Raw genomic sequence first — 26,344 nt, 5'->3', positions numbered from 1 at the left:
CGATGGCTGGTCACGTCGCCGCTGTCGCGTCGATCAACGTCAGCGCCCGCTCCGGACACGCGGCGACGGCGTCGCGCGCTGCGGCCACCTCGTCGTCGGTCAGCGGCCGCTCGGGCAGCACCGGGTCGCCCTGGTCATCGCAGTCGATGAGATCGGGCGCGGTGCCGTAGCACATGCCGTGCCCGGCACACGCCGCCCGATCCACCGACAGCATCTGACGGACGGACATCACTGATCGTTCGGGTTCGGCTGGTTCAGATCCTCGGGGAACCACATGCCCACGCGCGACAGCGTGCCACCGTCGGTGGACCCGAGCACCGTCCCGGAGATGTACGCCGAATCGTCCGAAGCCAGGAACAGGGCGACCTTGGCGTTGTCGACGAGGTCCGGCGGGCGGTCCTTCTTGAGCGGGATCGGCGAGACGAAGGGTTCCCAGGGGCCGGACACCTGCTCGTAGGACTGGCCGACGACCGGGGAGCCTGCGGGCATCAGGAAGTTGGGCGACATGCCGTGCGTCGGAGCGAGCGCATTCACCCGGATGCCGTACGGCCCGAGATCGAGGCTGAGCCCGCGGACCAGGCCGTTCACGCCGGCCTTGGTGGCACTGTAGAGCGCGATGTCGTGATAGGCGACGAGGGACGCGGCCGACGAGGTCGCGAGGATCACGCCCCCGCCGTTGGCCTTGAGCGCGGGAACGGCGGCCTGCGCGGTGTACACCACACCGGTCAGGTTGACGCCGAGCACGTGGTTCCAGTCGTCGACGGTCAAGTCCTCGAAGAGGACCTGCTCCCCGCCGGCGACGGTCGGGACGCCGCCGCGCGAGACGATTCCCGCGTTGGCCCACGCGATGTCCAGTTTGCCGAAGGTCGACACGGTCTGTTCGACCGCCGACGTGATCTGCTCGCGGGATGCGACGTCCGCGGTGATCGCGAGCGCCTCGCCACCCTGTTCCTTGACGAGCTGCGCGGTGGTCTCGGCGCGCTCGGCGTCGATGTCGACGACCGCGATCTTCGCGCCTTCCGCCGAGAACAGTTGCGAGGCCTGACGTCCCAGACCGGATCCCGCGCCGGTGATCAGCGCGACCTTTCCTTCGAGTTTCATGTGCGTGCTCTCCCTTGTGATCAGTGGTGATTGCGACTGAGTTCTGATTCGCCGAGTCGGCGTGAGCCCGATGCAGGTTCGGGGGCAGATCCGACGCCTGCTCGGCGGAGTGCGGTGTGCGTCTGTGATACGCGCCACTCTGGTTCTGACGATAATACACATTACGTAAGACGTCAAGCGTAATTTGTCATCAGCTCGAGTGATCGACATCCGACCGCGGGATGGGGATCCCGCGCCCGGCGAAACCTATGCTGATGAGGTATCACGGATCGGTCCCGGCCGACCGCGACGACCAGATGTTGTGAGACCGCAGGAGGAAACGGCATGGCACGCCCGTCAAAACCGTTGATCAGCCGAGACGCCGCCGTCAAGGCCTCGATCGAGATCATCGACGATGAAGGACTGGACGGATTCAGCCTGCCGAAGCTGGCGAAGCATCTCGGGGTACGGGCCCCCTCCCTGTACCACCACTTCACCGACAAGAACGAGATCTTCGTCGAGATCGCCAAGCACATCGCCGGCGCGACCGTCGTGACGCCGCGCCGCCGACCGGGCCCGGAATGGCCCGAGTACTTCGTCGCACTCGGGCTCAACTTCCGACAGTCGATCCTGCGCCACCGCAACGCCGCACCGATCCTGCTCCAGCACCTGCCGCGCGATCTGTTCGTCGCGACCTACGAGGACACCGCGCAGTTCCTGCTCGATTCGGGCGTCCCGACAGAACTGCACGTCCGAATCCTCGACGGCATGGAGACGCTCGCCATCGGCGCCGTGCTGATGGAGGCGATGCGCAAGCCGAGCACCAAGTCGACGATTTTTCCCAACGTCGACCCGGAGTCGCAGCCGTTGCTCGCCGAAGCCCTGGCCAGCAATGAGCTGACTCAGAAGATGCTGTTCGAAGAGACCGTCCGGAGCTTCCTGCACGGTGTGATCCGCGACCACATGTGATCGGCGGTCACACCGCGCAGGACCTCGATGGTCAGGACAGGTGCACCGTCTTGGTCTCGAAGAACTCCTCGAGCCCTTCCGGGCCGCCCTCGCGGCCCACGCCCGACTGCTTGTAGCCACCGAACGGGATCGTGAAGTCGATGACGCCGCCGTTCACGTTCACCGTGCCGGTCCGGATGCGCTTGGCGATCTCGTACGCATGCTCGGGGTCCGCGGAGAACACCGCGCCCGACAGGCCGTACTGCGAATCGTTCGCGATGGCCACCGCGTCGTCCTCGTCGCGATAGGTGATGATCGAGATGACCGGCCCGAAGATCTCCTCCTGGGCGACGCGCATGTCGTTGGTGACGTTGTCGATGAGGGTCGGCTCGACGAAGAAGCCGTGGTCGAAGCCTCCGCGGCCACCGCCGTGCACCACGGTCGCGCCCTCCGCCTTCGCCGTCTCGATGTAGCCCTCCACGCGATCGCGCTGCCGCGCCGACGCCAGCGGCCCGAGGAAGTTGGTCTCCTCCCACGGATTGCCGAGCGGCAGCATCCCGAGCGCCGCGCGGTAGGCCGCGACCACCTCGTCGTGCCGCTTCTCCGACACCAGGACTCGGGTGAGCGCGATGCACGCCTGACCGGATTGCATGCAGCCCCCCATCGGGAGTGCCTGCATCACCGATTCGAGGTCGGCGTCGTCGAGGATGATGGCCGCAGACTTGCCGCCCAACTCCAACGACACCTTCGCGATCCGCTCACTGGCCAACGCCATGATGCGGCGACCCACCACGGTGGAGCCGGTGAAGGTGATGTGGTCCACCTCGGGATTGACCACCAGGCTCTCGGACACCTCGCGATCGGCGACGAGAACGCTGACGACGCCTTCCGGGATCCGTCCTTCGGCGACCAGTTCACCGACCACATCGGCGAACACCGACGGCGACAGCGGCGCTTCCGGTGAGGTCTTGAGCACCACCGAGCAGCCCGCGGCGAGCGCCGGGATGACCTTGAACGCGATGGTCCCGATCGGGCCGTTCCACGGGATGATCACCCCGACGACCCCGTTGGGCTCCTTGAGCACGCGCGAGATCCCGCCATCGGCACGCGTCCGCTCGTCGACCAGGTTCACGGTGCGCGCTTCGTTCGCGACCGCGCGGAACAGGCCGGTCGTCATCTCCTGCGTCATCGCGCTGACCGGCTTCGTGATGCCGACTTCCGCGATGCCGATCTGAATCAGTTCCGGCAGCCGGGCCTCGAGACGGTCGGCGATCTCGTCGATCACGTCGGCGCGCTCGGCGATCGGCGTCCGGGCCCAGACGCCGGCGTCGAACGACGCCCGCGCAGCGGCCACGGCGGCATCGACGTCGGCCGCCGTCGCCGCCCGAACCCGGGACACGACCTTCTCCGACCAGGAATCGACGACGTCGATCCATTCGTCGCCCGACGACGCCGTCCAGGCACCGCCGATGAACACCTCGGCGCGGTCGGGGAACGTCGGAGCTGCCGGAAGGGTGGTTTCTGTGGTCATCGTCGAATCTCCTCGATCGTCGTGGAATGCGCGCGACACCCATCTCGTCGGCGAGCGTGAGTCGCGTCACAGCCGAGCTTAGGTTACCTACGACCATTAGGTCAACAGGTGACGTTATTCGTCATTTGTAACGCACTTCCACGGATCGTCATTCGACGCCGAGCAGCCCTCCCTCACCATCGACGGCGGCCGTCGCGCCGAGACAGTCGTCGTCGACGAGCACACTCAGCTGATCGGCCCGATCCGTGCCCACGAGCGCACGTCCACCGTCCGGGGTCCGCACCGCGACGAACGCGCGCTCCGGCTCACCGTCGCGGCCGTAGGCGACCGAGTACGTCTCCACCGACGCCGACCCGCGATAGTCGTGCCGCGCAGTCACGGTCGGATGCCGGTCGACCTCCGCCTGGACGTCGAGGTGCCGGAAGGCACGGACGGGCGGCTCGGTCCCGTAGACGCCTGTCGCATGCTTGGTGAGGTAGCCGCCGTTCGCGGTGATCAGGCCGCGGGCGCCCGGATTCTCCCGCAGTGCGGTCGCCATCGTCGCGATGGCATGGCTGCTGTAGTTGTTCCACGGTCCGCCCGCGAACGTCAGGCCGCCGGTGACCGTCAGCGGCCGCGACGGATCGTCGATCGGCAGCCCCAACTCCGTGGCAGCGACCTGGACCGCGGAGGGAAAGCACGAGTAGAGGTCGACCAGGTCCACGTCGTCGACACCGATCTGCGCGGCCTCCAACGCCCGGACGCCCGCGACCCGCAACGCCGTGCTTCCATCGAGTCGGTGCCGTTCGACGATGTCGTACGTGTCGTGCGCATCGGCTGCGGAGTGGATGAAGACCCACTTGTCGCGCGCGATGCCCAATTCCGTCGCCACACCGACCGAGCACACGATGACGGCGGCCGCCTGATCCACCATGTTGTTCGAGTTCAGCAGCTTCGTGTACGGCCGACAGACCCATCGATTGTCCGACCGCGGCGTGATGATCTCGTCCGCCGTGGCACCCCGACGGATCCACGCATGCTCGTTCGACGTCGCCACGTCGGCGAAGCGGGACCAGAGGCGCCCGATCATCTCGCGATGCTCCGCGAACCCCCGGCCCGACGACGCGCGCAACGCCTCCTCGAAGAGCGGGTAGACGAACGCGGGCCGGTCCAGCCCGATCCGTGTGTGCGCGTCGAACACCATCGGCACCTCGGGAACCGCGGACTCGGCCGGACGCACCTCGTCCCCCTGTGCGGTCCACTCCGGCCGCTCGCCGTTCGCGCGGAGCTTCATCCTGGTGCGCCAGGCCTCCGCGCCGCCGACCAGGACCACCTCCGAACGACCGGCGAGAACATCCGCCGCAGCCATCGAGACGAGGGTCTGCGGACAGTTGCCCCCGTCGCCGGTGGTGGCGGTGTGGACCACCGGCGCACCCAGCCGCTCGGCCACCAGGAGGCCCGGATCGCGATACCGCCACGACAGCATGCGCACCAGTCGGACCGAGTCGATGCGCCCCAGCAGCCGCGTCGACCCCGCCTCCGTCGAGGCCGCCTGCGCGGCCTCGACGATCAGGTCGACCGGCTCCGTGCCGCCGTCTCGGTTGTTGATCTGTCCCCCGCCGACCAGGATCGGGGTACGCGGATCGAGTGCCATCAGGACTCCAGTTCGCTCGTGCTACCGACTACAACGCGAACCAGAATACCTACTGACTTTAGTTAAAAATAGTCTCTCAGCGAGCGGCCTTCACCAGATCCGCGCACTTCTCGCCGATCATCATCACGGTGATGTTCGGGTTCACCGAGATGTGCTCGGGGAACACGGAGGCGTCGGCGACTCGCAGTCCGTCGATGCCTTTGACGCGCAACTCGGCGTCGACGGGAGCGTCGTCGGCCGAGCCCATCGCCGCGGTGCCCACCGGGTGGTAGACGGTGTTGTGCGTGCGAATGATGTACTTCTCGAGGTCGCGGTCCTCGACGGTGTCGGGGCCGGGGAACAGTTCCCGGCCGGCCCAGTCGGCCATCGCGGGCTGCTTCACGATCTCGCGGGCGCGGCGAATGCCCTCGGTCATGATCCGCATGTCGTAGCCCTCGGGGTCGGTGAAGTACTTCGGATCGACAAGCGGCTTGTCACGGAAATCGCGCGAGGCGAGTCGCACCGTGCCGCGCGACCGCGCGTGCGTGACGTTCGGGGTCAGGCAGAAGACGTTCTCCGCGGTCGGGTAGCCGCGTCGTACCGTGTGCATGTCGAATGGGACGCTGCCGTAGTGCATCATCAGATCCGGTCGGTCGAGCCCGGAGTCCACGGTGTCGAAGATCCCGATCTCCCACCACTGGGTGGAGTCGGTGACCATCGGCTGCTTGGCCTCCCACGAGATCACGCCCTCGGGGTGATCCTGCAGGTTGGAACCGACGCCCGGCGAGTCGAGGACGATCTCCACACCGCGCCCGGCGAGGTGCTCGGCGGGGCCGATCCCCGACAGCATCAGCAGCTTGGGCGTGTCGATGGCGCCCGCCGCCAGCACCAGCTCGCGCCCGGCACGGACCACCTGCGTCTTGCCGAACTGGTTGTCGACCACCTCGACGCCGACGCAGCGCAGTCCGTCGAGGAGCAACTTCTTGGCGCGGAGTCCGGTGAGGAGGGTGAAGTTCTCCCGATCGGCGATCGGATGGATGTACGAGACGGACGACGACGCGCGGGTCCCGTCACGTCTGCTGTTGATCTGGAAGAAGTTCGCTCCCGAGCGGACGGTGGTTCCGGTGTTGAACGTGACCGTGGGGATGCCGAACTCACTCGCGGCCTGCAGCAGTGCGACGCCGCACGGGTCGGTGGGCGGAACGTTCATCAGATTCACCGGGCCGCTGTCGCCATGGTGCGGCGCGTCGGGGCCGGCGTCCTCGTTGGTCTCCAGCCGCTGGAGGATCGGCCACAGCGCGTCGGCGTTCCAGCCGGTGGCGCCGTAGGTGCTCTCCCACGAGTTCATGTCCTCGGCGGGCGGCCAGAACGCGATGCACGAGTTGTGCGAGGAGCAGCCGCCGAGCACCTTGGCCCGCGCGTGGCGCATGAACGAGTTGCCGTGGGTCTGCTGCTCGATCGGATAGTCCCAGTCGTACCCCGACTCCAGCAGTTCCATCCATCGATTGAGCTGCAGCACTTCGGGAATTCCGCGGTCGTCGGGACCGGCTTCGATCAGGGCGACGCTGACCGACGGATCCTCCGACAGCCGCGCGGCGGCCGCGCATCCTCCGGAGCCGCCTCCGACGACGACGTAGTCGAACTCTCTGACCTCTCCATCAACCACTGTGCTCATCAGCCTTTCTCGTTGACTTCCGCTGGTTCCCCAATGTGGCTGGTTCCCCAGTGTGGTTAGTCCCCCCGGTGTGGTTCGTCCCCCAGTGCGGTCAGTTCCCGGTGCGGTCGGCGAACCACCCGGTGACCGCGGGCGCGATGTTCTGGTAGACGTGCTTGGCTTCCCGATACTCGTCGAGACCCGTCGGCCCCAGCTCTCGGCCGACACCGGACTGGCCGAATCCACCCCACTCCGCCTGCGGGAGGTACGGGCCGAAATCGTTGATCCAGATGGTGCCGTGGCGCAGTCGGTTGGCGATCCGCTGCGCCTTGCCCGCGTCCTGCGTCCATACGGCGCCGGCGAGACCGTAGACGGTGTCGTTGGCGATGGCGACGGCGTCGTCCTCGTCGGTGAAGGTCTCCACGGTGACCGTGGGACCGAACGCTTCGTCCACCGCCACCGACATGCCGCGGTGCACGTTGTCGATGACCGTCGGCAGGTAGTAGAAGCCGGCGTCGAGATCGGAGTCCCCCGATCGCCCGGTGGCGAAGGCGCCGCCGCAGCGCACCCGCGCGCCTTCGGCGATCCCGGCCTGAACGTAGGCGTGGACCTTGTCGCGGTGGGCTGCCGAGATCAGCGGACCGGTCTCGGCGGCGTCGTCGAACGGCCCGCCGAGGACGATCTGCCGAGCGCGCTCGACGAGGGCGTCGACGAACTTCTCGGCGATGGTGTCCTGAACGACCAGGCGTGCACCCGCTGAGCAGACCTGCCCCGAGTGGACGAAGGCGGCGTTGAGCGCGTTGTCGACGGCGGCGTCGAAGTCGGCGTCGGCGAAGATCACGTTCGGATTCTTGCCGCCGAGTTCGAGCGCGACCTTCTTCACGGTCGGTGCGGCGGCCGCCGCGATGACGCGGCCGGTGACCAGTCCGCCGGTGAACGAGACCAGGTCGATGTCGGGGTGCGACGCCAACGGCGCGCCCGCGGTGGCTCCGGCGCCGGTGACCAGGTTGGCGACGCCGGCGGGCAGACCCAGTTCGGCGAGCAGACGGATCGTCATGATCGCGGTGTGCGGCGTCAGTTCCGCGGGCTTGAGCACGAAGGAGCAGCCTGCGGCCAGGGCCGGCGCGATCTTCCAGGCGGCCTGGAGCAGCGGGTAGTTCCACGGCGTGATGAGTCCGCAGACACCGATCGGCTCGTACTGGATGCGGCTGAGGGCGTCGGCCGATCCCGCGTCGACCAGGCGTCCCGCGTCGTGCGCTCCGATGTCGGCGTAGTAGTCGAAGCACGCGGCGATGTCGTCCATGTCCAGCCGCGCTTCCACCATCCGCTTGCCGGTGTCGAGTGCCTCGGCTCGGGCCCATTCCTCTTTGCGGTCCCGGATCGTCGCGGCGACCCGCGCGAGCAGATCGCACCGCTGCGGCGTCGGGACCGACGCCCACCGGCGGTCGTCGAAGGCGCGCCGAGCGGCGGCGATCGCCCGTTCGGTGTCCTTCTCCGTCGCCTCGCTCACGGTGGCGACCAGGGTGCCGTCCGCCGGGCACCGGATCTCGCGGGTACCGCCGTCGGCGGCGCCGACCCACTCGCCGTCGATGAACAGGGTCTCAGGGCTCACGAATCGTCTCCTTGTCGGAAAGGTCGGTCAGTGCGGGCAGGTCTTCGGTCCGCGACGACTCGGCGTCGTCGACCGGCGGCTGGTCCTCGTCGACGAAGTCCGCCGACCAGTCCAGTGTCGCCTCGCACTCGGTGTGCGAGGACTCGACGTCGCCGACGGTGTGCAGGTACTCGATGTGCCGTTCGTAGAGGTCGAGGACGTTCGAGCTGATCTGCGTCTTGGTGAAGCCGTAGACGTCGAATCCCTCACTGCCCTGGGCGGTGAACACCTCGAGCCGGTAGAACGAGTCGGACGTGTCGGGCGTGCGCCCGAACACCGGAATCGGATGTCTGGTCGGGAAGGCCTGATAGTGGAAGCCCTTGGTCCCGTTGAAGTCGACGTCGAGGTGGTAGGCGTCGAGGTCGTAGGTCTCCACATGCGTGACGCCCACCGCGGCGCTCATGCCCGACCGTTCCAGTTCCGCGGCGACGTCGCGCAGCGCCGGTTCGACGACGGTGTCGGTGAAGTGTGCGATGTCGTCGCGGTCGGGATAACGGACGGCGCGCGCCACGCGTTGGCGCCAGTTCAGCGCGGTGCCGCCGGACGCGCGACTCGAGAGTGCGCGCGTGAGCGCACTGCGCTGCGAGTCGACCCAGAGCGCCTCTACTTGGAACGCGCGGAACAGCCCGAGCATCATCAGCAGGACCACCACGGCGAACGGCAGGCCCATGATCACCGTGGCCTGCTGCAACGTGTTGATGCCGCCGATCATCAGCATCGCCAGGGTCAGGAGACCCGTCGCCGCGGCCCAGAAGATGCGGGCCCACCGCGGCCCGTCGGACTCGTTGTCACTGATGCGAGAGGAGAAGTGCGACATCACCAGCGCGCCGGAGTCGGCGCTCGTCACGTAGAACAGCAGTCCGGTGAAGGTGGCGACGACGATCAGGACGGGTGCCGCCGGGTACTGATCGAGCAGTGCGTAGAAGGCCTTCTCCGGCTCGTTGATCGCCGTCTGCTCGAACTCCGTGTTGCCGCCGAGGACGACGTCGAGCGCACTGTTTCCGAAGATCGAGATCCACACCAGGATGAACAGGAACGGGATGATCAGGGTGCCGCTGACGAACTGGCGAATGGTGCGGCCACGCGAGATGCGGGCCAGGAACAGGCCGACGAACGGAGCCCACGCGATCCACCAGGCCCAGAAGAACAGCGTCCAACTCGCCATCCACTCGTCGGGATGGTCGTAGGCCATGGTGTCCAGGACCATGCTGGGGAACATCGAGATGAAGTCGCCGGTGTTCTGGACCAGGCCGTTCATCAGGAACGTGGTGGCCCCGAAGATCAGGACGAACAGCATCAACCCGAGTGCGACGAGGACGTTGATCTCCGACAGCCGCTTCACGCCCTTGTCGACGCCAGAGACGGCGGACAGGGTGGCGATGAGCACGGCGAGCGCGATCAGTCCGGCTTGCGCCCAGGTGCTCTGCGCAATCCCGAAGAGCTCGTCCAGACCGACGTTCAACTGAGCGACGCCGATGCCGAGGCTGGTCGCGAGTCCGAAGATGGCGCCGAGCAGCGCGGCGATGTCGACGCTGTCGCCGAGCAGGCCGTTGACCCGGTCGCCGAAGATCGGGCGCAGTGCCGAGCGCAGGCTCAGCGGCTGGTTGTACCGGTAGGCGAAATAGGCCAGCGCCATGCCGATCAGCGCATAGAGCCCCCAGCCTATCAGCCCGTAGTGGAACAGCGCCCAGACCACGGCTTGGCGGGTGGCTTCGAACGTGGCACCGTCGCCCTGCGGCGGCATGGCGCGCTGCGTGACCGGCTCGGAGACCGAGAAGAACATCAGGTCGATGCCGATCCCCGCGGCGAACAGCATCGCCGTCCAGGAGAACACGCTGTAGGCGGGTTTGGCATGGTCCGGACCGAGTTTGACCCGTCCCACCTTCGACACCGCTGCCCAGATCACGAAGGCGAGGACGCCGGCCGCCAGGAGGATGTAGAACCATCCCAGCTCACGGGAGACCCAGCTGACCGCGGTGCCGATGATCCGATCGGCGCCCTCTTGGTCGATCAGGGCCCAGATGATGATGCCCACGATGCCGACGCTGGAGCCGATGAACACCGTCTTGTTGACGCGTACCGGCCCGGTCTCGGACTCCATGGATTGAGTTGTCTCTGCCACGATCACATCCCCGACGAACGTCACATTAGTTACGCATGACTCTAGTTTCGACTCAGCGTCAACGTACTGCGCGGCGTGTCGGGCCATGGAACCGGGCCGGGATTCGAGACCTCACCGTTACCGGCCTCGGCACCGAGAAGAGTTGCTTCAGAAATGACAAAACGACTGTGACCGGTGATTTCTCACCGGTCACAGTCGTTTGCTGATGCGTCGCGCCAGCTCAGCGGCGGTCGAGGTCGACCAGTCCGAGCTTGGCCGCCTTCACGAGGCGACGCGGGATGCGCTGCGAGACGCCGTTGATCTTCTCTTCTTGCAGGGCGACGTTGTCTGCCTTCCACTGCGAACGACGGCTGCGGGTGTTGGCCCGCGACATCCGACGCTTGGGTACTGCCATGGTTCCAGCCCTTCTCTACCTTGCGGGTGGGTTCGGGCTCTGAAATCCCGACCCGCCTGACCCGCTGATCGCTTTGCCACCACGGCATAGCGACCGCGGCACACAACCTGAACAGATTAGCTGTCGAGGGCCCGAGACTTCAAGTCGGCGCGGAGCGGCAGGCTGAGGGCCGAGCCGGACCCACACCCCAGGCATAATCGCTCCGGTGTCAGGCGTCATCTCCGGGTTCACCGTCATCTTCGTGATCGTGGCTCTCGGCTACCTCCTGGGGCGGACCGGAAGTCTCGGCGAGCACGCCGCGTCGGTGCTGGCGCGCGCCGTCTTCTTCGTCTGTACGCCTGCGCTGCTGATCCACGCGTTGGCGACCAGCGATCTCTCGGTCGTCTTCTCCCCCACGCTCGCCGTGGCGTCGGTCTCCGCGGTGGCGGTCGGTCTCTGCTATGCGCTCCTCGCCCGGCTGTGGCTGCGGCGAGCGATTCCGGAGATCGTGATCGGTGCGCTGTCGTCGTCGTATGTGAACAGCGTGAACCTGGGGCTGCCGATCGCGATCTTCGTCCTCGACGACGCGTCGTTCATCGCGCCGCTGCTGCTGTTCCAGATCGTCTTCTACTCGCCGGTGGCGCTCGCCGCACTGGACATCACCGCCCTGCCGGACGAGCAGCGGACGTCGACGCTCACCACGGTGACCACGCCGCTGAAGAATCCGATCCTGGTCGGCGGCGTCGTCGGCCTGGCGATCTCGCTGATCGGCTGGACGCCGCCGCAGGCGATCATGGAACCGCTCGACATGCTCGGCCAGGCGTCGGTGCCGCTCGCGCTGCTGACCTTCGGCCTGACGCTGACCGGCGTCTCCGTGTTCAAGAAGGGCCAGAGTCCGCGGCGCGACATCGTCCTCGCCTCCGTGATGAAGATGGCGGCGATGCCCGCCGTCGCTTATGCGCTGGCCCGGTGGGGTTTCGGAATGACCGGGCATCAATTGTTCGCGCAGGTGGTGATCGCCGCGCTGCCGACCGCGCAGAACGTCCTCGTCTACGCCACGCGGTATCGACGAGGTGAGGTGCTTGCCCGCGACTCCGCCCTGGTCACCACGCTGCTGTCGATCCCGGTCATCGCGCTCATCGCCGCGACGCTGGCGTGACCGCCTCAGGAATCGCGGTCGCGGCGCTTCACGTCGACGCCGCCCATCAGCGCGAAACCACTCACGACGACCGCCGGCGCGCCGTCCCGACCGGGACCTTCTGCACGACTGTCGAAGCCACCCATGATGCCGATGCCGCGGACCTCGACGGTCACGTCGTGCGGGACGGTGACTTCGATGCCGCCCATGATCGCACGGCAGTGCAGCTCCAGGACCGGCGCGGTGTATTCGACGTCACGAAGGTCGATCTCCACGCCGCCCATGATCGCGGTGGCGGTGAGCGAGGTCCCGACGGCGGCACGTCCACCGACTCGTCGTCCACCGAAGATCGCGGTCGCGGAGGTGATCGGGGACCGTCCGGACGAGTTCACCCGCGTCTTCGCGAGGGAGACCTCGGCGGGCCGGACCCCGAGTTGTTCGAGCGGTAGATCGTGCGTCAGCATGTCGAGGTCGGCGCGGGTCCGCGCGACGGCGGCTGCATTCGCCCGCTGTGAGTACTCCTCGGGGGTGAGAGCACCCGCGGTCATCGCGGCGGACAGGACGGTGTGGGTTTGTTCGCGGTCCGCGTCGCTTGCTCGGACTTCACGCGGTTCGAGGTCGCTCATGCGAACAGACTAACGCCGACGGCGCAGATCCGGGACCGATGCGGCGTCAGCGGCCGCTCGATACGCGATGGCCAGGCTCTCGACGGTCTCGTGAGCGTTCAGCCCGCTCGGGTTGGGAAGCACCCAGACCCAGGCGTCGCCGATCATCTCGTCCTGCTCGCCTGTCTGCGCCGCACGTCTGCCGAACGCGTCACGGTAGGCGGTGATCCCGAGGACCGCGAGCACCCGCGGGCGCACGCGGTGGACCGTGCGGATCAGCTCGCGTCCGCCGTCGATCAGTTCCCGACGCGTGAGGTCGGACGCCTTGGCCGTCGCTCGCGGCACCACGTTGGTGATGCCGATGCCTGCGGCGACGAGCGCCGCGGCGTCGGCGTCCTGCATCCCCTTCGACGCATCGATCACGTGATCGGTGATCCCCGCCGCGTACAGCGCCGGGTAGAAGCGATTGCCGGGGCGAGCGAAGTGCGCGCCGGTCGCGGCGGTCCACAGGCCGGGGTTGATCCCGGAGATCAACAGGCGGCAGTCGGGGCCGAGGAGATCCGGAACGGTCGCACCCGTATAGGCGAGGAGTTCGTCGCGACTGAAGCCCATGTCAGCCGCGCTTCACCGGACCCGTGCGCCGCAGCGACGGACTCACCGCGCGCGGCGCGACCGCAGGTAGTCGCCGATCACGGCGGCCCCGAGTCCGTCGAGCTCGGGCGCGACGACGCGGCCGCCGATGCGTCGCGCGATCTGGTCGATGAACCGGGCGAGACCGGGGTCGTCGCCGAGGCGGAAGAACGTGATCTGCGTCCCCATCCGTGACAGGTGGTCGAGCTCGGAGACGGTGAGGCCGATGGTTCTCGGATGCGGCGGATAGAAGAAGAAGTCCTCACCGTTCGCCTCCAGATGCGCCGTGGGCTCACCGTCGGTGACGATCAGGACCACCGGCTGCGCGTTCGGGAATCGACGCAGATGGCGCTGCGCGAGGAGGAGACCGTGGTGCAGGTTGGTGCCCTGTTCCATGCGGGGTTCCAGTCCCGTCAACTTCTCGACCGTGGTGTCGCGGGCGACCCGGCCGAACTCGATGAGGTGCAGTTCGTCGGCGCGAAACCGGGTGGAGACGAGATGGTTGAGCGCGAGCGCCGTCCGCTTCATCGGCGTCCACCGCCCCTCCATGACCATGGAGAACGACGTATCGACGAGCAGCACCACCGCAGCCTGCGTGCGGGCCTCGGTCTCGATGACCTCGATGTCGCCGACGTCGATGCGCACGCCGCCGCCCGCCGCGAGATCAGCGGCAGCCGACGGGCTCTCCGAGACCGTGCGCAGCACCGCGTTGGTCACGGTGCGGGTGACGTTCCACGGCTGCGTGTCGCCGAACTGCCATTCTCGGCTGCTGCCGGTGGGTTCGCCGAGACGACCGGCGAGGTCGGTCTGTCGGTCTCCGCCGCGCGACGAGAGCTGCTGGGCGATATCGCGCAGGATGGCCTGGCCGAGCCGTCGCATCGCCTTCGGGCTCAGTCGCAGCTGGCCGTCTTGATTGCGGTCGAAGAATCCTTCCTCCCGCATGGCCCGGTCCAGTTCGGCGAGGGTGCGGGCATCGGCCGCGGCCTCGTCGCCCAGCTGCCGCGCGAGGGCGTCGACGTCGACGTCCTCCAACTGTGCGCCCGCATACCCCTGCGACAGCTGCTCGGCGAGGTTCTCCAATTCGGCGATGTCGCGCAGCGCGGCGGCGCCTTCGCCGAACCCCATCGGCTGGTCGCCGGAGAACTGCTGTCCGCCGTCCCAGTCGAGGTCCGGCCTCGCCTGGCGCAGGGCGTCGTCCATCTGCGAGAGCTGCGACATCAGCTGCGGCGACCCGAAGGCCTGTGCGGACAGTTCGGCGAGCTCCGCCTGCTGCTCGGGCGTCAGCGAGTTGAAGAACTGCTGCGCGGCGGCCGACCGGCGAGCGAGCGCGTCGACCAGTTCCTCGGTGTTCTCCGGGTTCTCCGGGAAGAACTCGCCGTGCTTGTCCATGAAGTCGCTGAACTGCTCCGCGGTGTCCTCGCCGCGGTTGTGCGCCGCGAGGAGGTCGTTGAGATCGTCGAGCATCTCGGAGATGCGCTGCCGGTCTTCGTCGGTCGCTCCTTCCAACGCCTGCTTCATTCCGGAGAACCGCTGGTCCAGGACCTCGCGCCCGAGAAGGTCGGAGATCTTCTGGTAATCCTCGCGGGCCTGCGGGCTGCGCCAGTCGTAGTCGGCGAGCTCGCGAACCGCCTGCGCGGTGGAGGCGGGGAGATTCTCGATCTGCATCTCCGCGAACCGCGCGTCGTCGTCGAGATCGCGGGCCAACTGTTTGCGCTCGTTGAGCACGGCGGAGTCGAGAAGCTCGCGAATCTCGTCGAAGGTGCCGTCGAGGTTCTTGTTGCGAAGCAGCTCGCGGCGACGCTTGTTCGCCATCTCCGCCAGGCGGTCCAGTCCGCGCATGTTCTCGCTGCCGCGGCGCAGGAACTCCCGCAACGCACGCTCGGGCGAGGCGCCCGACATCACATCGTCGCCGATGGCCTCGAGGGCTTCGCGGAGGTCGACGGGCGGCGCGAGCGGGTCCGGCCCGCCGGTGTAGCGCCGGTAGGCGGAGCGATGGAAACGTCGTCTGCTCATGGTCTCGTCCGTGCCGTCATGGTGCTAATCGTCGTCGTCTTCGTCGTCCGGCCGCTCGACGAGGTACGCGGTGCGGCCGTACTCGTCGGTGTCCTTGCCGATTCGCCGGGCCAGATACAGGCCCTCCAGCGCGAGTTCGGCGGCGCTGGCCCGTTCGGCGTCGTCGGTCACGTCCAGGCGCTGTGCGACGTCGTCGAGCACCGCGGCGACAGCGGCGTCGTCCCCGAGCGCGGTGAGGACGTCAGAGGCCGGCACGCGGTCGCCGGTCAGCACTTCCTCACCGGCTTCGAGGGCGGTGACGAGTGGACGCATGTCGACGCCGCCGAGGTGGGCGCGGACGGTGTCGGCGACGGACTTGCGCAGGAGGTAGTCCAGGACCTCCATCTCGCGGCCCTCTTCGCCGGACTCGAACTCGACCTTGCCGCGCAGCACTTCGACCACCGACTGCAGGTCGACGGGCCGCGCGACGGCGAACTCCTCCCCCGCGACCGCGGACCGGTGCAGCGCGGCGGCCGCGACCGTCTCGGCGCCCGCGATGGAGAACCGTGCGGAGACGCCCGACCGCTGGTCGATGGACGGGTGTTCGCGGGCGTACCGGGTGAACCGGGCCAGCACCTCGATCAGGTAGGTCGGCACCGTCGCGACGAGGTCGGCCTCCTGCTCGATGACGTCGATCTCGTCGTCCAGTTCGAGCGGGTAGTGCGTGCGGATCTCCGCGCCGAATCGGTCCTTGAGCGGAGTGATGATCCGGCCGCGGTTGGTGTAGTCCTCCGGGTTGGCGCTGGCGGTGACCAGGACGTCGAGCGGCAGCCGGAGACTGTAGCCGCGCACCTGGATGTCACGCTCCTCCATCACGTTCAGCATCGAGACCTGGATGCGTTCGGCCAGGTCGGGCAGCTCGTTGATGGCGATGATGCCGCGGTGAGAGCGCGGAATGAGACCGAAGGCGATGGTCTCCGGGTCGCCCAGACTGCGCCCCTGCGCGACCTTCATCGGATCGATGTCGCCGACGAGGTCGGCGACCGAGGTGTCCGGGGTTGCGAGCTTCTCCCGGTATCGCTCGCTGCGGTGTCGCCAGGCGATCGGGAGTTCGTCCCCGAGCTCGGCGGCGCGACGGATCGATGCGGGCAGGATCGGACTGTACGGATGTTCGTCCAGTTCCGAGCCGTCGATGACCGGCGTCCACTCGTCGAGCAGTCCGGCGAGGGTGCGCAGCAGCCGGGTCTTGCCCTGACCGCGCTCACCGAGCATCACGATGTCGTGCCCGGCGATGAGCGCGCGCTCGACTTGCGGGACCACCGTGTCGTCGAAACCGACGATGCCGTCCCACGGGTCGTCGCCCGCACGCAGTGCGGTCAAGAGATTGTTGCGGATCTCGTCGCGGATCTCGCGCTGCACGTGCCCGGAGGCGCGCAGTTCGCGGACGGTGGTGAGAGCCGGTGCAGGAGTGTCGATATCAGTGACAGCCACGTGATCCACGCTACCTGGAATGCGGCGACGAGGAAGTGCGGTGATCGGTCCGGCCCCGGATTGTCGTCCGGTCCGCCTAGTGTGAGGTGTCCCCACTCGACAAGGAGTTCCATGATGACCTGGAATGCACTGGACACCTATGAGAACGGACTGCGCTTCTTCAGCGACGTGGTGAGCGCGGTTCCCGACAGCGGATGGGCAGCGCCGTCCCCGTGCGAGGGCTGGTCGGCCCTCGACGTCCTCGGTCACGTCGGAGAGACGACGCACGTCGGCGCACAGATCCTGCGGGGCGACGCCGTGCAGTCCACCCGCCACGATCCGCCCTCGACAGCCGTCCAGGGCGAGCCCGGCGACTGGTGGAATGCTGCCGTCGCGAACGCCCGCGACGCGCTGGGCGCCGTCACCGAGTCCGATCTGAATCGCGAAGTCGACAGCCCCGCCGGCCGTCGTTCCGTGCGCGACGGGTTGAGTTTTCCTGCTGTCGACCTCTTCATCCACGGCTGGGACCTCGCCGCCGCCACCGGCCAGTCCGTCCGCTTTCCCGAGGAGTCGATCGCCTTCATCCGCCGCGTGTTCGAGAACGTGCCCGACGAGGCGACGCGTCGTCCCGGCGTCTTCGCCGCGGCAGTCGTGCCGGAGAGCAACAGCGACGACACCGACCAGATCCTGGCCTTCGCCGGCCGCGACCCCAAGTGGGTGGGTACCACTCTGTAGGGATGTGCGTGTGCCCGCGCGAGGCCGTCTACGGTCACATGCCGCTGAGAACTGCTCGCTCAGCACCCTCCGGCGGCAATGTTCCGCCGGAAGCGCCTGAGCGAGCAGTTCTCAGCTGAGATCAATTGGACGCGGACTCGCTGACGACCACCGCCACCCGCCACGGAAGCGGCGGCTCACGATCCGTCGGAACACTGCCGAGATCACCACACGATGGCAGCGGAAAGCCCCTTGATGCCGGCGGAACTCACGACGGTCTCGATGAACTGCGTGCTCGCTCCGCTCGCAGGCAGCACTCGACCAGCGTGGGGCCGAAGGTGCCGCCGACTACGCCACGGCGAAGTTCGGGTCCCGACCGATGAAGGCCGCGAGCCGCACCACGGCGTCGGCCCCGTCAGGCGCCTGCTGCGCCGGGCCGTACTGGCCGGACTCGCGCAGAACCCGCTCCATGCTCGCCAAACCGGCGAGCAACTGCTCGGCGTAGTCGTGATCGAGGTCGGGCGTGCGTCCACCCGCCTGCGCAAGGTCCCACGTGTGCATGAAGACGTCCGCCGTGTAGAAGCGGTCGATGGCCTCCGCCAGGGGAAACACGCCGATTCGCGGATGAGTGAAGTCCCTGCCCGGGTCGTCGAACAACTGTTGAACGGCCGCCAAGCGCGTCGACCACGCCGTCACGGGATCGTCGCCGATCCGGACGTCGGCAAGATGCACGCCGTCTGCCGCGAGAAAGTCGGGGAACCAGTCGAGCAGATGAGCGACGACATCACGCGCCACCCAGTCGCCCACGGGACTCTGCGCGTCCCAATCGATCGTCCGCGCCACCTCCTCGGCGAAGCCCGCGGCGACCGCGCGGTGCCGTTGCGCAGGAGTGAGAGCCGCGAGCGCTGTCACGCCGAGACCTCGCCGGAGTCCAGCAGCCGATCCAGTTTCGCGTAGCCGTCGATCACGCCTTCCTCCATCCCCGACCGCAGCCAGGCGTCGCGCGACTCGATGGATTCGCACAGCGACTGGGCCTCGAGCCTGGTACGACCGTCACCGAGGTCGACGAAGCGCAGCGTCTCCAGTGAGACGTCGTCGGGCATCCCCTCGTACGTGAAGGTCTGGATGATGAGGTCGTCACTGACGGTGTGGAAGCAGCCTCGGAACCGGAACTCCTGCCCCTCGTGTTCGGAGACGTACGCCCATTCCCCGCCGTTGCGGGCATCCCAGACAGTGCTGCGTGAGGTGATGCCGTCCGGTCCCACCCACCGCAGGTAGAGGTCCGGGTCGAGGTGAGCTTTGGCCAATTGCGCCGGGGTGGCGCGGAAGTCGCGGGTGACCCGGATGATCGGAAGAGTCGGGTCGGCCTCGATCGCTGCTTGTGCGTAGGTGTCGGTGTTCATGATGCCGTTCCTTCGGATGGGAGTGAGTCGCGGTTGTCCGCCATCTCAGCGAGCACCGCATCGAGCTTCTGGTACCGCGCCTCTGCCGTGCGTCGATACCGTTCAATCCACTTGGTCATCAGGTCGAAGACCTCGGCTTCCAGATGCACCGGCCGCCGTTGACCGTCCCGACTCCGCGTGACCAGACCGGCCTCCTCCAGCACCTTCAGGTGCTTCGAGACCGCCTGCACCGTGACGTCGTACGGTTCGGCGAGCTCCCCGACCGTCGCGTCCGCGGTGGTGAGCCGCGCGACGATGTCCCGTCGCGTCGGATCGGCCAACGCCGCGAAGACCAGCGAGAGCTCGTCGGACATCTCCGCCTCCTTATTCAACCAAATGGTTGAGTACAAGTAGACGCCTGCCAGTCGCGATTGTCAACCAATTGGTTGAGCATTACGGGACATGCCGTCAGCGACCACGACCCGTCCGGACGACACCGTCGACGTACAGCCAACTCCCGTCGGCTTTGACGAACCGACTGCGCTCATGCAGTTCGCCACGTCCCGCCTCATCGCGATAGACCGCCGTGAACTCAACGACCCCGTCCGTATGAAACGGCGAACCGCCGACGACGTCGTCGATCGTCAAGTGCAACCATCGGGTGCCGCGGTCCGGCGCACACGACTCCGGCCGCGTGTCGGGATGCCACGTGGCGAGGAGATGCGCTTCGTCTCCGAGCGCAAAAGCCGTGTACCTGCTGCGCATCAGCGCTTCGGCCGTCGGCGCAGGCTTGGCGTCACCGAGACCGAGCAGATAACGACCGCAGCATGCCGCGAGCGTCTCGCCGGTTCCACAGGGGCAGCGTCGATCATCCATGCGAGAACCGTACCGACCACCCCTTGACAAGCCACGTGACCTAGTTGCATGGTTAGTTAGTCGAGTAATTAACCAGTGGACAGAGGTGCCGAACATGATCGATGACGGGCGGGCGATCTTCCAGCAGATCGCCGATCACATCGCCGACTCGATCATCGACGGCAGTCTGGCCGAAGAGACGCGCGCGCCGTCGACCAATGAGCTCGCCGCGTTCTACCGAATCAACCCGGCGACGGCCGCGAAGGGCATCAACGTGCTCGTCGACCGGGGAGTCCTCTACAAGAAGCGCGGTGTCGGCATGTTCGTCGCCGACGGCGCCCGAGCCACACTCAGCAAGCGGCGACAAGAGGCCTTCGCCGACCGCTATGTGGTGCCGCTGCTCGTCGAAGCCCGCCGCCTCGATCTGACGACCGACGATGTCGTCGCCCTCATTCACGACCGCTCAGCAACCATCGACTCTCCGCAGGAAGGACACCGGCCATGACCCACGCGACCGGCTCAGCCGCCATCAGTGCGCGAGGCCTCACCAAGCGATACGGCACGACTCTCGCACTCGACGACGTCACATTCGACGTCCCTGCGCACACCATCTGCGGACTGTTCGGCCGCAATGGCGCGGGCAAGACCACGCTCATGTCGATCCTCACGGCGCAGAACTTCGCCACCGCCGGCGAAGGACGGATCTTCGGCGAGCAGCCCTACGAGAACACGGCGGTCCTCCCCCGCATCTGCTTCGTCCGCGAAAGCCAGCGGTACCCCGAGGACTCGGTCGCCGATCATGCCTTCGCCATGGCGCGGCTGTTCTTCCCGAATTGGGACCAGGCCTTCGCCGACCAATTGATCACGGACTTCCGGCTGCCGACATCGACGCGCATCAAGAAGCTCTCCCGCGGTCAGCGGTCCGCCGTCGGCGTCATCATCGGCCTCGCCTCGCGCGCGGACGTCACCTTCTTCGACGAACCGTACCTCGGTCTCGACGCCGTCGCGCGGCAGACCTTCTACGACCGTCTGCTGCAGGACTACACCGAGCATCCACGCACGATCGTGCTGTCGAGCCACTTGATCGACGAGATCGCCGATCTGATCGAACGGGTGCTGGTGGTCGACGACGGCAGGCTGGTGCTCGACGAAGCGGCGGACGACCTGCGCGACCGCGCATTCACCGTCGTCGGCGCCGAACAGGCCGTCGACGCGCTGATCGGCGACCGCGAGGAACTGCACCGCGAACATCTCGGCCCCATCGCCTCCGCCACCGTGATGGGCAGGCTGACGCAGACCGACCAAGAGGCGATGTCCCGCACCGGACTGAGCACCACGCCGGTCTCCCTGCAGGAACTGATCGTCCGACTCACCCAGCACTCCGACACCGAACGCGGCACCGCAGCGAAAGGAGCCCGGTCATGACGCGCACACTCAACGTCGTCCGGATGCAATTGATCAACCGGAAGACCTTCATCTGGCTCCCACTGATCATCTTCGGCGCAGCGTTCGCCATCTCGATGATCATCTACCTCGCCATCACCATGTCGGTGACCGATCTCGACGAGCCGATGTACGGCGGCGGCTCGCAGGCCCCGCTCTGGTACTTCGCCGTGATCGGCATCCAGGCGCTGCTGATGACGTTCCCGTTCTCGCAGGCCATGAGTGTGACGCGCCGCGAGTTCTACGTCGGGACCACGCTCACCGCGGTGGGTGCCTCGCTTCTGCTGTCACTGGTGTACCTGATCGGCGGGTTGGTCGAGAAGGCCACCGACGGCTGGGGCATCAACGGCTACTTCTTCGCCGTTCCGTGGATCTGGGATCAGGGGCCCGTCGTCGCGACGCTGCTGTACTTCATGGCGCCCATGCTGACGTTCACGATCGGCTTCTTCGCCGCCACCGTGTACAAGCGGTTCGGCATGCTGTGGCTGGTTCTGCTCGGCGTCGCCATCGCACTGGCTCTCGCGATCGCGATCCTCGGCATCAGCGCAGGCAGCGCATGGCCGACGGTCGGCACGTGGTTCCTGGACCTGACTCCGCTCCGCATCGCGGTCGGCGGTCTGGTCGTCACGGCAGTGCTGTCGGGCATCGCCTATGCGACTCTGCGTCGCGCGATTCCCTGAACTGCTCACGACGACACCCCCAGCCACACGGCCAACCCCAGTCCGCATACGCCGATGGCGATGCGCAACGGAGTCGCCGGGAGTCGCGCGACCACCGGTGGCCCCATCCAGCCGCCGAGAAGGCAGCCGATGCCCATCGCCACGGCGGCGGCCCAGTGGACCGGGCCGAAGACCATGAAGGCGACGGCCGCGACCGCATTCGCGACCCCGAGCAGCGCCGACTTCAAGAGCACCGATTTCCAGAGCGGGAGTTCGGTCAAGAGCATCGCCAGCGCGAGGAAGATGACGCCGGCGCCCGCGCCGAAATAGCCGCCGTAGATCGAGACGACGAACACGGCGACCGCCCACAGCACCGGGCGGTCGACCCCGCGATGGAACCACCGCCGCAGAGAGGGCTGTGCCAGCAGCGCGAGAGCCGCCAGCGCGACGAGGTACGGGACCACGTACGCGAAGGCCTCGTCCGGAGCCAGGAGCAGCAGGGCGGCACCGACCGCGCCGCCGGCCACCGCCACCAGCGCCGACCGCGCGAGCGACCGACCGCCGTCCCCGGCCGTGAGGTCGCGGCCCGACTTCGCGAAGCTGCCGATACCACTCGCGACCAACGCCACCGTGTTGGTGACGTTGGCCGCGAGCGGGTTCAAGCCGACGGCGAGCAGTGCCGGATAGCTGACGATGGACGCCAGGCCGGTCACATATCCGACCAGAGCCGCAACGAAACCTGCCGCGACCAGGCCGAACAGCTCCAGGATGGTCAGTGTGCGAAGTGACGTGCGCCGGTCAGGTACATCGTGACGCCCGCGGTCTTGGCCGCTTCGATGACCTCGTTGTCACGGACCGATCCGCCGGGCTGGACGACGGCGCGGACGCCGGCGTCGAGCAAGACCTGCAGGCCGTCCGGGAACGGGAAGAAGGCGTCCGAGGCACCGACCGAACCGGAGGCACGATCGCCCGCCCGCTGCACTGCGAGGTGCGCGGAGTCGACGCGGTTCACCTGCCCCATGCCGACGCCGACCGAGGCGCCGCCATGTGCCAGCAGGATGGCGTTCGACTTCACCGCGCGGCAGGCCCGCCACGCGAAGACGAGATCGCGCAGGGTGGCCTCGTCCGCGGCGTCTCCGGTCGCGAGAGTCCAGTTGGCGGGATCGTCGCCGTCGGCGTCGATCACGTCGCGCTCCTGCACCAGCAGTCCACCCGAGATCGGACGCATCTCCGTGCCGGTGGCGCTGGGCGCCTGCGCAACGAGAATGCGGATGTTCTTCTTCCGCGAGAGCACGTCGACGGCGCCGTCGGAATAGCTCGGCGCGATGATGACCTCGGTGAAGATCTCGGCGACCTGCTCGGCCATCTCCACCGACACCTCGCGGTTGGTCGCGATGACGCCGCCGTAGGCGCTGACCGGGTCGCAGGCGTGCGCCAGTCGGTGCGCTTCGGCGATGTCGGCACCCACCGCGATGCCGCACGGGTTGGCATGCTTGATGATCGCGACGGCGGGCTCGGCGTGGTCGTACGCGGCGCGCCAGGCGGCGTCACCGTCGGTGTAGTTGTTGAACGACATCTCCTTGCCGTGCAACTGCTCCGCCTCGGCGAGCCCGGGCGCGCCCTCGGTGTCGACGTAGAGCGCGGCGGCCTGGTGCGGGTTCTCGCCGTACCGCAGAGCGGCCGAGCGGTTCCAGGTGGCGCCGGTCCACACCGGGAACTGCGAGCCACTGGTGTCGGGCGCGACCACCGAGCTCATCCAGGAGGCGACCGCGACGTCGTAGTCGGCGGTGTGGCGGAATGCCTTCGCCGCCAACTGCTTGCGCTGCTCGAGGGTGAATCCGCCCGCGGCGACCGCCGCGGTGACGTCCGCGTAGTCGGCGGGATCGACGACGACGCCGACCGACGGGTGGTTCTTGGCCGCGGCACGCACCATGGACGGGCCGCCGATGTCGATCTGCTCGACGCACTCGTCGGGGGTGGCGCCGGAGGCGACCGTCTCGGTGAACGGGTACAGGTTCACGATGACCAGTTCGAACGGCGCGACGCCGAGCTCGTCGAGCTGCTTGAGGTGGTCGTCCTTGCGGGTGTCGGCGAGGATGCCCGCGTGCACACGCGGGTGCAGGGTCTTGACCCGGCCCTCGAGGCACTCGGGGAATCCGGTCAGCTCACTGACCTCGACGACGGGCACGCCCGCGCCCGCGATGGTCTTGGCCGTGGAACCGGTCGAGACGATCTCGACGCCCGCGGCGTGCAATGCCGTGGCCAGTTCGGTGAGACCGCTCTTGTCGTAGACGCTGACCAGCGCGCGCTTGACGGCGCGGGCTCCGGAATCTGCGGGTGCATTCACTTGATGTGTGCCTTTCGTCCATCTGTGACAACGCCACGGGTGACGACCGCGTGCACCGTTTCGGGAAGCAACACGCGCTCGACTTCTTTGATGCGTTCGTGGAGGGTTTCTTCGGTGTCGTCGGGCAGCACTTCCACGGTGCGCTGCGCGAGGATCGGTCCGGTGTCGACGCCGTCGTCGACCAGGTGCACCGTGGTTCCGGTGACTTTGACGCCGTACGCGAGGGCGTCGGCCACCCCGTGTGCGCCCGGGAAGGCGGGCAGCAACGCGGGGTGGGAGTTCAGGATCCGGCCGCCGAAACGGCCGAGGAATGCCGCGCCCAGCACCTTCATGAAGCCGGCGGTCACCACCCACTCGGGATCGTGCTGTGCGACGGCGGCGGTCACCGCGGCATCCCACGCGGCGCGATCGTTGTAGTCGCGCACCGCGCAGCGGATGACGGGAATGCCTGCGGCGGCGGCGCGGTCGGCCGCCCCGCAGTCGCGGTCGACGATCACGCCGACCACGGTGAACGCCGCGTCGTGCGCGGCGGCGAGCTGCACGATGGCGGCCATCAGCGTCCCGGTTCCGGATGCCATGACGACCACGGGCACACGGGCGTCCTGGGCTGATGTCACGCTGCCAGCTTAGTGGTCTGCTCCCGGCAGGTGACGCGCAGGTAGGACGCTCAGGCGGGATCGACCTCGGCCGCGGATCGCGGGGCGTCATCCGCGGTCGCATCGCCGTCTGCGATCTCGGCGTCGCCCTCAACCCGGGTCTGGGGCACCCGTGCCTCGTCGTCCCAGTCCGGCTCATCGTCGGCGTCCGCCTCGTCGTCCGGACTGTCGTCGGCCGTCTCCGTGAGTTCGGCGACGTCGTCCCCGCCGGCTGAGCCGACGTCGGCGGCGTCCTCGTCGTCGAACAACTCATCGAAGTCGCTGCCGTCGGACCGGCCGCCTCGATCGCGGAGGTAGCCCACCAGCCACTGAATGCCCGCGGTGACCACCGCGGTCACCCCCACTGCGGTGAAGGTGAAGACTCCGGCGACCGGGACCCCGACTCCCGCCTCGCCCAGTTCTCCGAGGGTGCCGCCGGACACGCCCGCCGCCACGACCATCAGCAGCGAGGCGACGGCCGCACCGACGCCAATCGCCCGCAGATGCGCGACGAGGTCGGCGCTGCGGGTGTACCAGCCGAGGAGGATGCCCGCGACGGCGGGCACCGCGAAGAGCAGAGCTCCCTGCGCGCCGAGGTCGGACGTCGGCACCACCGCCGCGACCGGCACCGGCGGGAGCACTCCGGGATGGGTGCTCAGTGCGTCGATGACCGAACTGCCGAGCGTTGCGCTGGCGCCGGAGGCGACGGCGGCCCCGCCGACGACGAAGTTCGGCAGATACAGCACCGACAAGACGGTGAGTCCGAGGTAGCCGTCGACGGTGTTGCCCTGGGCGATCACGTCGCCGACGGCATTGAAGTGCACGACGAAGCCGACGAAGACGGCGACGGCTCCGCCGGTGATCAGCGCGCCGAACGCGGCAGCGCCGCCGCGGGCGCCGATCCGGTCCGACGCCGGGATCGCGAATTCGTCGAGGAAGGGCGGCAGCACCCGGTGGACCAGGCCGACCGCGGCTGACACCCCGTGCACCAGAATCGTCATACCGAATGCGGCGAGCGGATTCGGATTGCCGACCGGGCTCACCGACGACGCGCCATCGGCCACGATCGCGAGCGCCAAGGCGGTGGCCAACACCGGACCGACGATCGCGGTGCCCGCAACGCGAAGGAGTTCGTTGAACGAGTCGGCGTCGACCGTCGCGCGGCGCACCACCCGGTAGGTTCCGTACCCGATCAGAATCGTCGGGACCAGCGGCAGGACCCCGATCACCACGCCGCCGATCGTCAACGTGGTCTGGTTCATCGCGAGCCAGCCCGCGGCGGTCGCGCTGCCGAGACCGGAGAACCCCGCGCCCGCAGCGACCTTGGTGATCAGCACCAACGCCACGGCGGCCAACCACGCGAACGTCGGCACGGTCAGTCCGACCTTGATCACGTCCCACGTGGCGGGCAGTCTCGGCGCCTGATCGGCACGACGAGCCAGGCGGACCTGTCGCAGACGGGTCGCCAACGATTCAGAAGTGGGCGCGGACATCACCTACGAG

26 protein-coding genes are annotated in these 26,344 nt (G+C 67.8%); 6 read left to right on the top strand and 20 right to left on the bottom strand.

Annotated elements, in window-relative coordinates; all coding sequences use genetic code 11:
- Positions 1-10 precede the first annotated feature (10 nt).
- On the bottom strand, positions 11-229 hold the full coding sequence (locus GH2_RS10380; RefSeq protein ID WP_066166987.1) for a ferredoxin: 219 nt from the start codon (positions 227-229) through the stop codon (positions 11-13).
- Positions 229-1,101, bottom strand: a complete 873-nt coding sequence (locus GH2_RS10375) for an SDR family NAD(P)-dependent oxidoreductase (protein ID WP_066166984.1) — start codon at positions 1,099-1,101, stop codon at positions 229-231. The genes GH2_RS10380 and GH2_RS10375 overlap by 1 nt, the downstream gene beginning before the upstream one ends.
- Before the next feature lie 324 nt (positions 1,102-1,425).
- On the opposite strand from GH2_RS10375, the gene GH2_RS10370 reads away from it, so the two are divergent.
- Positions 1,426-2,049: a TetR family transcriptional regulator gene (locus GH2_RS10370; RefSeq protein ID WP_066166980.1), complete on the top strand. Its 624-nt coding sequence runs from the start codon at positions 1,426-1,428 to the stop codon at positions 2,047-2,049.
- A 31-nt stretch (positions 2,050-2,080) separates the two neighbouring features.
- On the opposite strand, the gene GH2_RS10365 is transcribed toward GH2_RS10370, so the two are convergent.
- The 6 genes from GH2_RS10365 to rpmF all read right to left on the bottom strand — a co-directional run bounded on the left by GH2_RS10365 (position 2,081) and on the right by rpmF (position 10,992).
- Positions 2,081-3,559: an aldehyde dehydrogenase gene (locus GH2_RS10365; RefSeq protein WP_066167373.1), complete on the bottom strand. Its 1,479-nt coding sequence runs from the start codon at positions 3,557-3,559 to the stop codon at positions 2,081-2,083.
- A gap of 148 nt (positions 3,560-3,707) precedes the next feature.
- Positions 3,708-5,192, bottom strand: a complete 1,485-nt coding sequence (locus tag GH2_RS10360) for an acetyl-CoA acetyltransferase (protein WP_066166974.1) — start codon at positions 5,190-5,192, stop codon at positions 3,708-3,710.
- 76 nt (positions 5,193-5,268) lie between these two features.
- On the bottom strand, positions 5,269-6,846 hold the full coding sequence (locus tag GH2_RS10355) for a GMC family oxidoreductase (protein WP_066166971.1): 1,578 nt from the start codon (positions 6,844-6,846) through the stop codon (positions 5,269-5,271).
- 91 nt (positions 6,847-6,937) lie between these two features.
- Positions 6,938-8,437, bottom strand: a complete 1,500-nt coding sequence (locus GH2_RS10350; protein WP_066166968.1) for an aldehyde dehydrogenase family protein — start codon at positions 8,435-8,437, stop codon at positions 6,938-6,940.
- Positions 8,427-10,598 carry a choline BCCT transporter BetT gene (gene betT, locus GH2_RS10345; protein ID WP_244885358.1) on the bottom strand — a complete coding sequence of 724 codons (2,172 nt, stop codon included), beginning with the start codon at positions 10,596-10,598 and terminating at the stop codon, positions 8,427-8,429. Before betT ends, GH2_RS10350 begins: the two co-directional genes overlap by 11 nt.
- Positions 10,599-10,818: 220 nt before the next feature.
- Positions 10,819-10,992, bottom strand: coding sequence for a 50S ribosomal protein L32 (rpmF, locus tag GH2_RS10340; protein ID WP_006894691.1), 174 nt, complete (start codon positions 10,990-10,992; stop codon positions 10,819-10,821).
- A gap of 205 nt (positions 10,993-11,197) precedes the next feature.
- Between rpmF and GH2_RS10335 the strand changes: the two genes are divergently transcribed.
- The gene (locus tag GH2_RS10335) at positions 11,198-12,130 is read left to right on the top strand and encodes an AEC family transporter (protein WP_066166965.1); all 933 of its coding nucleotides are present in this window, start codon (positions 11,198-11,200) and stop codon (positions 12,128-12,130) included.
- 5 nt (positions 12,131-12,135) lie between these two features.
- Here GH2_RS10335 and GH2_RS10330 read toward each other — a convergent pair whose 3' ends face one another.
- Genes GH2_RS10330 through GH2_RS10315 form a run of 4 tightly spaced genes read right to left on the bottom strand, consistent with a single transcriptional unit; the run spans position 12,136 to position 16,827 of the window.
- Positions 12,136-12,735, bottom strand: coding sequence for a DUF1707 SHOCT-like domain-containing protein (locus GH2_RS10330; protein WP_066166962.1), 600 nt, complete (start codon positions 12,733-12,735; stop codon positions 12,136-12,138).
- A gap of 9 nt (positions 12,736-12,744) precedes the next feature.
- Positions 12,745-13,326 carry a G/U mismatch-specific DNA glycosylase gene (gene mug, locus GH2_RS10325; RefSeq protein ID WP_066166959.1) on the bottom strand — a complete coding sequence of 194 codons (582 nt, stop codon included), beginning with the start codon at positions 13,324-13,326 and terminating at the stop codon, positions 12,745-12,747.
- 42 nt (positions 13,327-13,368) lie between these two features.
- Positions 13,369-15,357, bottom strand: coding sequence for a VWA domain-containing protein (locus tag GH2_RS10320; protein WP_066166956.1), 1,989 nt, complete (start codon positions 15,355-15,357; stop codon positions 13,369-13,371).
- A 24-nt stretch (positions 15,358-15,381) separates the two neighbouring features.
- The gene (locus GH2_RS10315) at positions 15,382-16,827 is read right to left on the bottom strand and encodes a magnesium chelatase ATPase subunit I (protein WP_244885356.1); all 1,446 of its coding nucleotides are present in this window, start codon (positions 16,825-16,827) and stop codon (positions 15,382-15,384) included.
- Positions 16,828-16,938: 111 nt separating this feature from the next.
- On the opposite strand from GH2_RS10315, the gene GH2_RS10310 reads away from it, so the two are divergent.
- A complete protein-coding gene (locus tag GH2_RS10310; protein ID WP_239588754.1) occupies positions 16,939-17,541 on the top strand; it encodes a TIGR03086 family metal-binding protein in 603 nt (200 codons plus the stop codon).
- A gap of 327 nt (positions 17,542-17,868) precedes the next feature.
- On the opposite strand, the gene GH2_RS10305 is transcribed toward GH2_RS10310, so the two are convergent.
- The 4 genes from GH2_RS10305 to GH2_RS10290 all read right to left on the bottom strand — a co-directional run bounded on the left by GH2_RS10305 (position 17,869) and on the right by GH2_RS10290 (position 19,778).
- Positions 17,869-18,432, bottom strand: coding sequence for a DinB family protein (locus tag GH2_RS10305; protein ID WP_066166955.1), 564 nt, complete (start codon positions 18,430-18,432; stop codon positions 17,869-17,871).
- Positions 18,429-18,923, bottom strand: coding sequence for an SRPBCC domain-containing protein (locus GH2_RS10300; protein ID WP_066166952.1), 495 nt, complete (start codon positions 18,921-18,923; stop codon positions 18,429-18,431). The genes GH2_RS10305 and GH2_RS10300 overlap by 4 nt, the downstream gene beginning before the upstream one ends.
- Positions 18,920-19,276: an ArsR/SmtB family transcription factor gene (locus GH2_RS10295; RefSeq protein ID WP_066166946.1), complete on the bottom strand. Its 357-nt coding sequence runs from the start codon at positions 19,274-19,276 to the stop codon at positions 18,920-18,922. The genes GH2_RS10300 and GH2_RS10295 overlap by 4 nt, the downstream gene beginning before the upstream one ends.
- A 94-nt stretch (positions 19,277-19,370) precedes the next feature.
- The gene (locus tag GH2_RS10290; RefSeq protein WP_066166944.1) at positions 19,371-19,778 is read right to left on the bottom strand and encodes a YchJ family protein; all 408 of its coding nucleotides are present in this window, start codon (positions 19,776-19,778) and stop codon (positions 19,371-19,373) included.
- A 94-nt stretch (positions 19,779-19,872) separates the two neighbouring features.
- On the opposite strand from GH2_RS10290, the gene GH2_RS10285 reads away from it, so the two are divergent.
- Genes GH2_RS10285 through GH2_RS10275 form a run of 3 tightly spaced genes read left to right on the top strand, consistent with a single transcriptional unit; the run spans position 19,873 to position 21,880 of the window.
- On the top strand, positions 19,873-20,262 hold the full coding sequence (locus GH2_RS10285) for a GntR family transcriptional regulator (protein WP_066167363.1): 390 nt from the start codon (positions 19,873-19,875) through the stop codon (positions 20,260-20,262).
- A complete protein-coding gene (locus GH2_RS10280) occupies positions 20,259-21,182 on the top strand; it encodes an ABC transporter ATP-binding protein (RefSeq protein ID WP_066166941.1) in 924 nt (307 codons plus the stop codon). Before GH2_RS10285 ends, GH2_RS10280 begins: the two co-directional genes overlap by 4 nt.
- Positions 21,179-21,880 (top strand): hypothetical protein, encoded by a 702-nt coding sequence (locus GH2_RS10275; protein ID WP_066166938.1) that lies wholly within the window; start codon positions 21,179-21,181, stop codon positions 21,878-21,880. Before GH2_RS10280 ends, GH2_RS10275 begins: the two co-directional genes overlap by 4 nt.
- A gap of 5 nt (positions 21,881-21,885) precedes the next feature.
- On the opposite strand, the gene GH2_RS10270 is transcribed toward GH2_RS10275, so the two are convergent.
- From GH2_RS10270 to GH2_RS10255, 4 genes are all read right to left on the bottom strand, one after another.
- Positions 21,886-22,635, bottom strand: coding sequence for a sulfite exporter TauE/SafE family protein (locus GH2_RS10270; RefSeq protein WP_066166935.1), 750 nt, complete (start codon positions 22,633-22,635; stop codon positions 21,886-21,888).
- Entirely contained in the window at positions 22,632-24,206 is a 1,575-nt protein-coding gene (purH, locus tag GH2_RS10265; protein ID WP_066166932.1) for a bifunctional phosphoribosylaminoimidazolecarboxamide formyltransferase/IMP cyclohydrolase, read from the bottom strand. The genes GH2_RS10270 and purH overlap by 4 nt, the downstream gene beginning before the upstream one ends.
- Positions 24,203-24,784: a phosphoribosylglycinamide formyltransferase gene (gene purN, locus GH2_RS10260; RefSeq protein WP_066167360.1), complete on the bottom strand. Its 582-nt coding sequence runs from the start codon at positions 24,782-24,784 to the stop codon at positions 24,203-24,205. Before purN ends, purH begins: the two co-directional genes overlap by 4 nt.
- A gap of 89 nt (positions 24,785-24,873) precedes the next feature.
- Positions 24,874-26,334 (bottom strand): cell division protein PerM, encoded by a 1,461-nt coding sequence (locus GH2_RS10255; RefSeq protein WP_239588755.1) that lies wholly within the window; start codon positions 26,332-26,334, stop codon positions 24,874-24,876.
- Between the last annotated feature and the right edge of the window lie 10 nt (positions 26,335-26,344).

This window comes from Gordonia hydrophobica NBRC 16057 (assembly GCF_001592365.1).
GTDB lineage: Bacteria > Actinomycetota > Actinomycetes > Mycobacteriales > Mycobacteriaceae > Gordonia > Gordonia hydrophobica.
This window is presented reverse-complemented; position numbering and strand designations above follow the sequence as displayed.